Genomic DNA, 7,840 nt, shown 5'->3' on the forward strand with positions numbered 1-7,840 from the left:
GTACGGACCCGGCGGCCGGTGTCAGGACTCGCGGGTCCCCGCGTACATGTCGTCCAGCAGGTCCTTGAAGGTGCGCTCGACGACCGGGCGCTTCACCTTCAGGCTGGGCGTGACCTCGCCGTGCTCGATGTCCAGGTCACGGGGCAGGATGCGGAACTTGCGGATCTGCTGCCAGCGCTGCAGGCCCTCGTTGACCCGCTCGACGTATCCGTCGATCAGCACGCGTACCTGCTCGGTGGCGACCACCGCGGCGTAGTCCTTGCCCGCCAGGCCGTGCTCCTTGGCCCAGGTCAGGATGGTCGGCTCGTCCAGCGCGATCAGCGCCGTGCAGAAGTTCCGGTTGGCGCCGTGCACGAGGACGTTGGAGACGAACGGGCAGACCGCCTTGAACTGGCCCTCGACCTCGGCGGGCGCGATGTACTTGCCGCCCGAGGTCTTGATCAGGTCCTTCTTGCGGTCGGTGATCCGCAGATAGCCGTCGGCGGACAGCTCGCCGATGTCGCCGGTGTGGAACCAGCCGTCGGACTCCAGCACCTCGGCCGTCTTCTCCGGCAGCCCGTGGTACCCCTGCATGATGCCGGGGCCGCGCAGCAGGATCTCCCCGTCCTCGGCGATGCGCACCTCCGTGCCGGGCAGCGGCTTGCCGACCGTGCCGGTGCGGTACGCCTCCCCCGGGTTCACGAAGCTGGCCGCGCTGGACTCGGTCAGGCCGTAGCCCTCCAGGATGTGGATGCCGGCGCCGGCGAAGAAGTAACCGATGTCGGGGGCGAGCGCCGCCGAGCCGGAGACCGCGGCGCGCAGCCGCCCGCCGAACGCCTCGCGCAGCTTGGCGTACACCAGCGCGTCGGCGACCTTGTGCTTGGCGGCGAGCCCGAACGGCACCGAGGCCGTGCCGGTCCGCCGGAAGTTGTCCTGCGAGACCTTGGCGTACTCGCGGGCGACGTCGGCCGCCCACTGGAAGATCTTGTACTTCGCCCCGCCGCCCTCGCGGGCCTTGGCGGCGACGCCGTTGTAGACCTTCTCGAAGATCCGCGGCACGGCGGCCATGTACGTCGGGCGCACGACCGGCAGATTCTCGATGATCTTGTCGACCCGGCCGTCCACGGCGATGACGTGGCCCTGGGCGATCTGGCCGGCGGTGAGCACCTTGCCGAAGACGTGCGCCAGCGGCAGCCAGAGGTACTGCACGTCCTCCTCGTTCACCAGCCCGGTGGCCTGGATCGCGCGGGCCATGTACGCCCAGCAGTCGTGCGGCAGCCGGACGCCCTTGGGCCGGCCCGTCGTGCCGGAGGTGTAGATCAGCGTGGCCAGCTGGTCGGCGCGGAGCGCGGCGACCCGCTCCTTCACGCAGCTGGGGTGCTTCTCCAGATACGCGGCTCCGCGCTTCTCCAGCTCGGCGAGCGAGAGCACCCAGCCCTCGGGGTCGCCCTCGGCCGGCACCGCGCCGGCCTCGTCGATGACGATGACGTGCGCGAGGTCGGGCAGGTCGGCGCGGCACTCGCGGGCCTTGACCAGCTGCCCGGCGTCCTCGGCGATCATCACCCGGCTGCCGGAGTCGGCGAGGATGTACGCCGTCTCGTCCGCGTTCGTGCTGGGGTACACGGTCGTGGTGGCCGCGCCCGAGCACAGCACGCCGAGGTCGGCGAGGATCCATTCCACCCGCGTACTGGAGGCCAGCGCCACCCGCTCCTCGGGGGCCACGCCCAGCTCGATGAGGCCCGCGGCGGTGGCGTACACCCGCTGGGCGGCATCTGCCCAGGTCAGCGTCTTCCAGTCGTCCGGGCCCTGGCCCGAGGCGGGCGGCACCGGATACCGGTACGCCTCCCCTTCGGGGGTTGCCGCGACCCGCTCCAGGAAGAGCGTCGCCACGGAAGGTGGCCGGTTCTCGATCAACGACTGGCTGTCCGTCACGTCTTCCTCCGGGGCCCGCTTCATTGCTGGTGACTCGCGAGTAACCTTCGAGCAGGATCAGACTAGAACGCGTGGCGCTCCCACGTAAGGGCCTTCCTCACACTCGTTCACCTTGTGACCGATCGGTGTGCGCGGGGCTCCCGCCGCGCGTCCGCGCGTGGTCCTCAGAAGCCCGTCTTCCCCCGCGCGGGGCGCCCGAACCGCGCTCCGGCGGCGGCTGCGCCGGGCTCCGGCCGCGGCGGCGCCGGTACGCGAAAGGCGCCCGTTCCCGGCTGGGAACGGACGCCCGGCGTCGCTCGACGGCGCCCGCCGCCCTCGCGACGGTCACCGTCCGGCGTTACTTCTTGCTCTTGGAGTCACCATCGGAGTCCGAGGACAGGACGGCGATGAAGGCTTCTTGCGGAACCTCCACACTTCCCACCATCTTCATCCGCTTCTTGCCTTCCTTCTGCTTCTCCAGCAGCTTCCGCTTACGGGAGATGTCACCGCCGTAGCACTTGGCGAGGACGTCCTTGCGGATGGCGCGGATGGTCTCGCGGGCGATCACCCGGCTGCCGATGGCCGCCTGGACCGGCACCTCGAACGCCTGCCGCGGGATCAGCTCGCGCAGCTTGGCGACGAGCCGGACGCCGTACGCGTACGCCTTGTCCTTGTGGCAGATCGCGGAGAACGCGTCGACCTGGTCGCCGTGCAGCAGGATGTCGACCTTGACCAGGTCGGCGGTCTGCTCACCGGTGGGCTCGTAGTCCAGCGACGCGTATCCCCGCGTTTTGGACTTCAGCTGGTCGAAGAAGTCGAAGACGACCTCGGCGAGCGGCAGCGTGTACCGGATCTCCACCCGGTCCTCGGAGAGGTAGTCCATGCCGAGCAGATTGCCGCGGCGGTTCTGGCAGAGCTCCATGACCGCGCCGATGAAGTCGCTCGGCGTGAGGATCGTGGCCCGTACGACCGGCTCCTGCACCTCGGCGATCTTGCCGGTGGGGAACTCGCTGGGGTTGGTCACCTCGTGCTCGGTGCCGTCCTCCATGGTCACGTTGTAGATCACGTTCGGCGCGGTCGCGATGAGCTCCAGCCCGAACTCGCGCTCCAGCCGCTCCCGGATGACCTCCAGGTGCAGCAGGCCGAGGAAGCCCACGCGGAAGCCGAAGCCGAGCGCCGCCGAGGTCTCCGGCTCGTACACCAGCGCCGCGTCGTTCAGCTGCAGCTTGTCCAGCGCCTCGCGCAGCTCCGGGTAGTCCGAGCCGTCCAGCGGGTACAGCCCGGAGAACACCATGGGCTTCGGGTCCTTGTACCCGCCCAGCGCCTCCGTCGCGCCCTTGCTGAGCTGGGTGATCGTGTCACCGACCTTGGACTGCCGGACGTCCTTCACACCGGTGATCAGGTAACCGACCTCGCCGACGGACAGCCCGTCCGCGACCGTCATCTCCGGCGAGTTCGTCCCGATCTCCAGCAGCTCGTGCGCGGCGCCGGTCGACATCATCCTGATGCGCTCGCGCTTGCTGAGCGTGCCGTCGACGACCTTCACGTACGTGACGACGCCGCGGTACGCGTCGTACACCGAGTCGAAGATCATCGCGCGGGCGGGCGCGTCCTTCACACCGACCGGCGGCGGCACGACCCGCACGACCTTGTCCAGCAGCTCGTCCACGCCCACGCCGGTCTTCGCGGAGACCTTCAGCACGTCCTCGGGCTCGCAGCCGACGAGGTTCGCCAGCTCCGCCGCGAACTTCTCCGGCTGCGCGGCCGGCAGGTCGATCTTGTTGAGCACCGGGATGATCTGCAGATCGTGCTCCATCGCCAGGTACAGATTGGCGAGCGTCTGCGCCTCGATGCCCTGAGCGGCGTCGACGAGCAGGATGCAGCCCTCGCACGCGGCGAGCGAGCGCGACACCTCATACGTGAAGTCGACGTGCCCCGGCGTGTCGATCATGTTGAGGATGTGGGTGTTGCCCGGCTCGCCGGTGGGGGCCCAGGGCAGGCGGACCGCCTGCGACTTGATCGTGATGCCCCGCTCCCGCTCGATGTCCATGCGGTCGAGGTACTGCGCGCGCATCTGCCTCTGCTCCACGACTCCCGTCAGCTGGAGCATCCGGTCGGCAAGCGTCGACTTGCCGTGGTCGATGTGCGCGATGATGCAAAAGTTACGGAGGAGAGCCGGGTCGGTACGGCTCGGCTCCGGCACGTTCGTAGGGGTCGCGGGCACGCAGAGGTCCATTCAGAGAATGCTGGGTCAGAGGATGCGGGGTCGGTGTGCGGTGATGCGGTGGGCGGGGCTCGGCTGTTTCGTCCTCCCTATCGTCCCATGAGCCGCGGCCCCAAACTCTTCGGGAGGCGCGGGGCGGGGGACGGGGTGGTTCCGGGGGTGGCGGGGTGCGGTCCCGGTCGTGGCGGGGGCGCGGGCCGGTCATGGTGAGGGCGCGGCTCGGTCATGGTGGTGGTGCGGTCCGTTTTTGGGTGGGCGTTCCCCCTGCTGGTAGCCTGGTCCACTGTGTTTCGTGCGCTCTCGTGTACGCGACACGCAGAAAGCCCGGAGCCGGTCGGGATCTTCCTCGGCCACCCGGAATCCAACGAACCTGAAAAGGCTCTTTCGTGGCGAACATCAAGTCCCAGATGAAGCGGATCAAGACCAACGAGAAGGCCCGGCAGCGCAACAAGGCTGTCAAGTCGACTCTGAAGACCGCGATCCGTCGCACCCGCGAGGCCGTGGAGGCCGGTGACCTGCAGAAGGCCACCACCGCCCAGGCCGAGGCGGGCAAGAAGCTCGACAAGGCCGTCAGCAAGGGCGTCATCCACAAGAACGCCGCCGCCAACAAGAAGTCGGCGCTGGCGAAGAAGGTCGCGTCCCTCAAGGGCTGACCTTCTGACGCTTCGCGGATGACCTCCCCGGAGGTCTCGCGGCCGCCGTCACGGGTCACGACCTGTACGGCAGTCATCACGCTTCATCGCCGGTGAGGACCCAGCGGCCCCTCTCTCCGCTCCTCCCCGGCCCCCGCGCCGCACGCGGCCTGCGTTCGCCACGCGGGTGCGGCGCACCCAGCTCCACACCGAGGACCCCGCTTCCGCCCTTCCCCAGGGCGGGGGCGGGGTCTTCGTCTTGCGGGGGGTGAGGTCTTCGTCTTGCCAAAGGTCCCCTACGCGCTGACCCACCCACCCTCGTCCACTCGAGCGGGGCAGCGATGGCTGATTCCCGTCGGCTACGCTGCCGCTCATGTCCAACTCGGGGGAACAGCCCAATCCGTATGCCCAGCAGCCCCACCAGCCACAACAGGGGCCACCGCCTCCGCCGCCGGCTCCGGCGGCTCCGGCGGCTCCGGCGGGGCCGCAGCCGGGCAATCCGTACGGTCAGGTGCCCCAGCAGCAGAACCCGTACGCCCAGCCACCGGCCGGCTACGGCTACCCGGCGGCCGCGCCGCACGGCGCACCGACCATGCCGAGTGCCGGCCCCGCCGGCTACGGCGTCGGTCCGGGCGGCCCCGATGGGACCGGTGGGACCGGTGGCGGCAAGGGTCTGCCCGCCTGGCTGTGGGCCGTCGGCGGAGCCGTGGTCGCCTCGGCCGTCTGGGCCGGCGTGCTCTTCGCGACCGGGGGCCTCGGCGGCCTCGGCGGCGAGCCAAGCCCCGACCTGCGCGGCTACCGCTATCAGTCCGACCTCTGCCGGTCGACCTCGTGGACGCCGTTCGAGGACGCGCGCTTCAAGATGGAGGACAGCAGCACCTCGGACAGCGCCGGCGAGAACCCCGAGTCCAGCGGCCACGAGGACCCCGCGCTGGACTCCATGTGGTGCAACGCCGACCTGGTACCGGAGGACGCTGGCAGCGACGACTACTCCTCCACCCTCGTCTACTCCAAGGCGTTCCTGCACAAGAAGACCGACCCGGCACCGGAGTTCGCGGCACAGTACCGCTCGTACGAACAGGAACGGTCCTCGACCCACTACAAGGTCGAGCCCGTACGCGGCATCGGCGACGAGGCGTACCTGGTGACCCGCGAGGAGACCACCGACAGCAAGGGCTCGTACGTGGTGCTCGGCGTCCGCGACGGCTGGCTGACGTACGAGACCACCTGGTCCAGCTACTCCAGCAGCGACAACACCGACCGCCCCGACTCCGCCGAGGTGGCCGACATGCTCCGCACCAGCGCCAAGCAGACACTGGCGAAGCTGAAGGGCTGAGCGGCTGGCGGCCTGCGGCTCAGCGGCTCGCGGGTGGGCGGCTCACGGGTGGGCGGCTGGCGGGTGAAGGGCTCACGGCCGAGCGGCTCACGGTGAGGGGCTCGCGCGGCTGGGCGGCTTGCGACTGAGCGGCTGAGGGGCGCGCTCGTGGACCTACGGGCGTCCCGGCCGACGCCTCGGGCGGCCCGGCCGACGCCTCGGGCGGCCCGGCCCGCAGGCTCAGCGGCGAGAACGCGCCGCGCGGGCGATCGTCACGACCGCCTTCTCCAGCGCGTACTCCGGGTCGTCGCCGCCGCCCTTCACACCCGCGTCCGCCTCGGCGACCGCGCGCAGGGCCACCGCCACCCCGTCCGCCGACCAGCCGCGCATCTGCTGCCGTACCCGGTCGATCTTCCACGGCGGCATGCCCAGCTCCCGCGCGAGATCGCCCGGCCGGGCACCCCGCGGCGCGGAGGCGAGCTTGCCGATCGCGCGGACGCCCTGCGCCAGCGCACTCGTGATCATGACGGGCGCGACCCCGGTCGAAACCGCCCACCGCAGCGCCTCCAGCGCCTCGGCCGCGCGCCCCTCGACCGCCCGGTCGGCCACCGTGAAGCTCGACGCCTCGGCGCGACCGGTGTAGTACCGCGCGACCACCGCGTCATCGATCGTGCCCTCGACATCCGCCGCGAGCTGCGCGCACGCCGAGGCCAGCTCGCGCAGGTCGCTGCCGATGGCGTCCACCAGCGCCTGACACGCCTCGGGCGTCGCCGACCGCCCTGCAGTACGGAACTCCCCGCGCACGAACGCCAGCCGGTCCGCCGGCTTGGTCATCTTCGGGCAGGCGATCTCGCGCGCCCCGACCTTGCGCGCGGCGTCCAGCAGCCCCTTGCCCTTGGCGCCGCCCGCGTGCAGCAGCACCAGCGTGATCTCCTCGGCCGGCGCCCCGAGGTACGCCTTGACGTCCTTGATCGTGTCGGCGGACAGGTCCTGCGCCTGGCGGACGACCACGACCTTCCGCTCGGCGAACAGCGACGGGCTGGTCAGCTCGGCCAGCGTGCCGGGCTGCAGCTGGTCGTGGGTGAGGTCACGCACGTCGGTGTCCGCGTCGGCGGCCCGCGCCGCCGCCACCACCTGCTGCACCGCACGGTCGAGCAGCAGCTCTTCCTGCCCCACGGCGATCGTGAGGGGGGCAAGGGGGTCGTCGTTTGCTGTCTTCCTGGCCATCGCGAACAGCATCCCACGCCCCACTGACACACCGGCCGCCGACCGCGGCACCGGCCGTCGCCGGCGGACGACCGCTGTCGGAGAATGGCCGGGTGAGCGATGTTCGACATGTACTGGTGCTGCCCGACCGGGACGCCGCCGAGGAAGTGGCCGAGGTGCTGACCGAGGAGTACGGAGTGCCCCAGCAGCCACAGCTCGTACGGGACGCCCTGGCCGGCGAGGACGACGCCGAGGACGCCCAGTGGCTCGTCGTCCTGGAGGACCCGGAAGCCACCTGCGACCCGGCCGCACTGGACACCCTGGCCGCCGAATACGAAGGCTGGCTGGAACCAGCCCGCCCCTGACCCCTCCGAAACGGCCCGGCCGACGGCCCCTGGCTGCCCCGACAACCATCCCCGGCAGGCCCGGCAGGGGCCGAGCACGGCCCTGACTGTCCCGAGCGTGGCCCGAGTGTCCTAGCCGGGTATCTCGCCCTGCGCCGACACCGCGCTCACCGACGACCCGGAGCCCCTCGAACCCGTCCCGGACGGACCGCTGTACGTACCGGTCCGG

6 protein-coding genes are annotated in these 7,840 nt (G+C 70.8%); 3 read left to right on the plus strand and 3 right to left on the minus strand.

What is annotated here, in order from left to right:
• Positions 1-21: 21 nt before the first annotated feature.
• On the minus strand, positions 22-1,935 hold the full coding sequence (locus ABT381_RS08050) for an AMP-dependent synthetase/ligase (RefSeq protein ID WP_467754670.1): 1,914 nt from the start codon (positions 1,933-1,935) through the stop codon (positions 22-24).
• 313 nt (positions 1,936-2,248) lie between these two features.
• Complete coding sequence (gene lepA, locus ABT381_RS08055; protein ID WP_351589464.1) at positions 2,249-4,114, minus strand: translation elongation factor 4; 1,866 nt, start codon at positions 4,112-4,114, stop codon at positions 2,249-2,251.
• Between the two features lie 386 nt (positions 4,115-4,500).
• Between lepA and rpsT the strand changes: the two genes are divergently transcribed.
• Both rpsT and ABT381_RS08065 read left to right on the plus strand, forming a co-directional pair.
• Entirely contained in the window at positions 4,501-4,767 is a 267-nt protein-coding gene (gene rpsT / locus ABT381_RS08060; protein ID WP_351589467.1) for a 30S ribosomal protein S20, read from the plus strand.
• A gap of 490 nt (positions 4,768-5,257) precedes the next feature.
• The gene (locus ABT381_RS08065; protein WP_351589470.1) at positions 5,258-6,082 is read left to right on the plus strand and encodes a hypothetical protein; all 825 of its coding nucleotides are present in this window, start codon (positions 5,258-5,260) and stop codon (positions 6,080-6,082) included.
• A gap of 219 nt (positions 6,083-6,301) precedes the next feature.
• Here the strand turns inward: ABT381_RS08065 and holA are convergent, their stop codons facing one another.
• Positions 6,302-7,288 (minus strand): DNA polymerase III subunit delta, encoded by a 987-nt coding sequence (gene holA / locus ABT381_RS08070; RefSeq protein ID WP_351589472.1) that lies wholly within the window; start codon positions 7,286-7,288, stop codon positions 6,302-6,304.
• Positions 7,289-7,380: 92 nt separating this feature from the next.
• Between holA and ABT381_RS08075 the strand changes: the two genes are divergently transcribed.
• Positions 7,381-7,632, plus strand: a complete 252-nt coding sequence (locus tag ABT381_RS08075; RefSeq protein WP_351589474.1) for a hypothetical protein — start codon at positions 7,381-7,383, stop codon at positions 7,630-7,632.
• The last annotated feature ends 208 nt before the right edge of the window (positions 7,633-7,840 follow it).

Source organism: Streptomyces sp. NPDC000151, assembly GCF_040301705.1.
Taxonomy (GTDB): domain Bacteria; phylum Actinomycetota; class Actinomycetes; order Streptomycetales; family Streptomycetaceae; genus Streptomyces.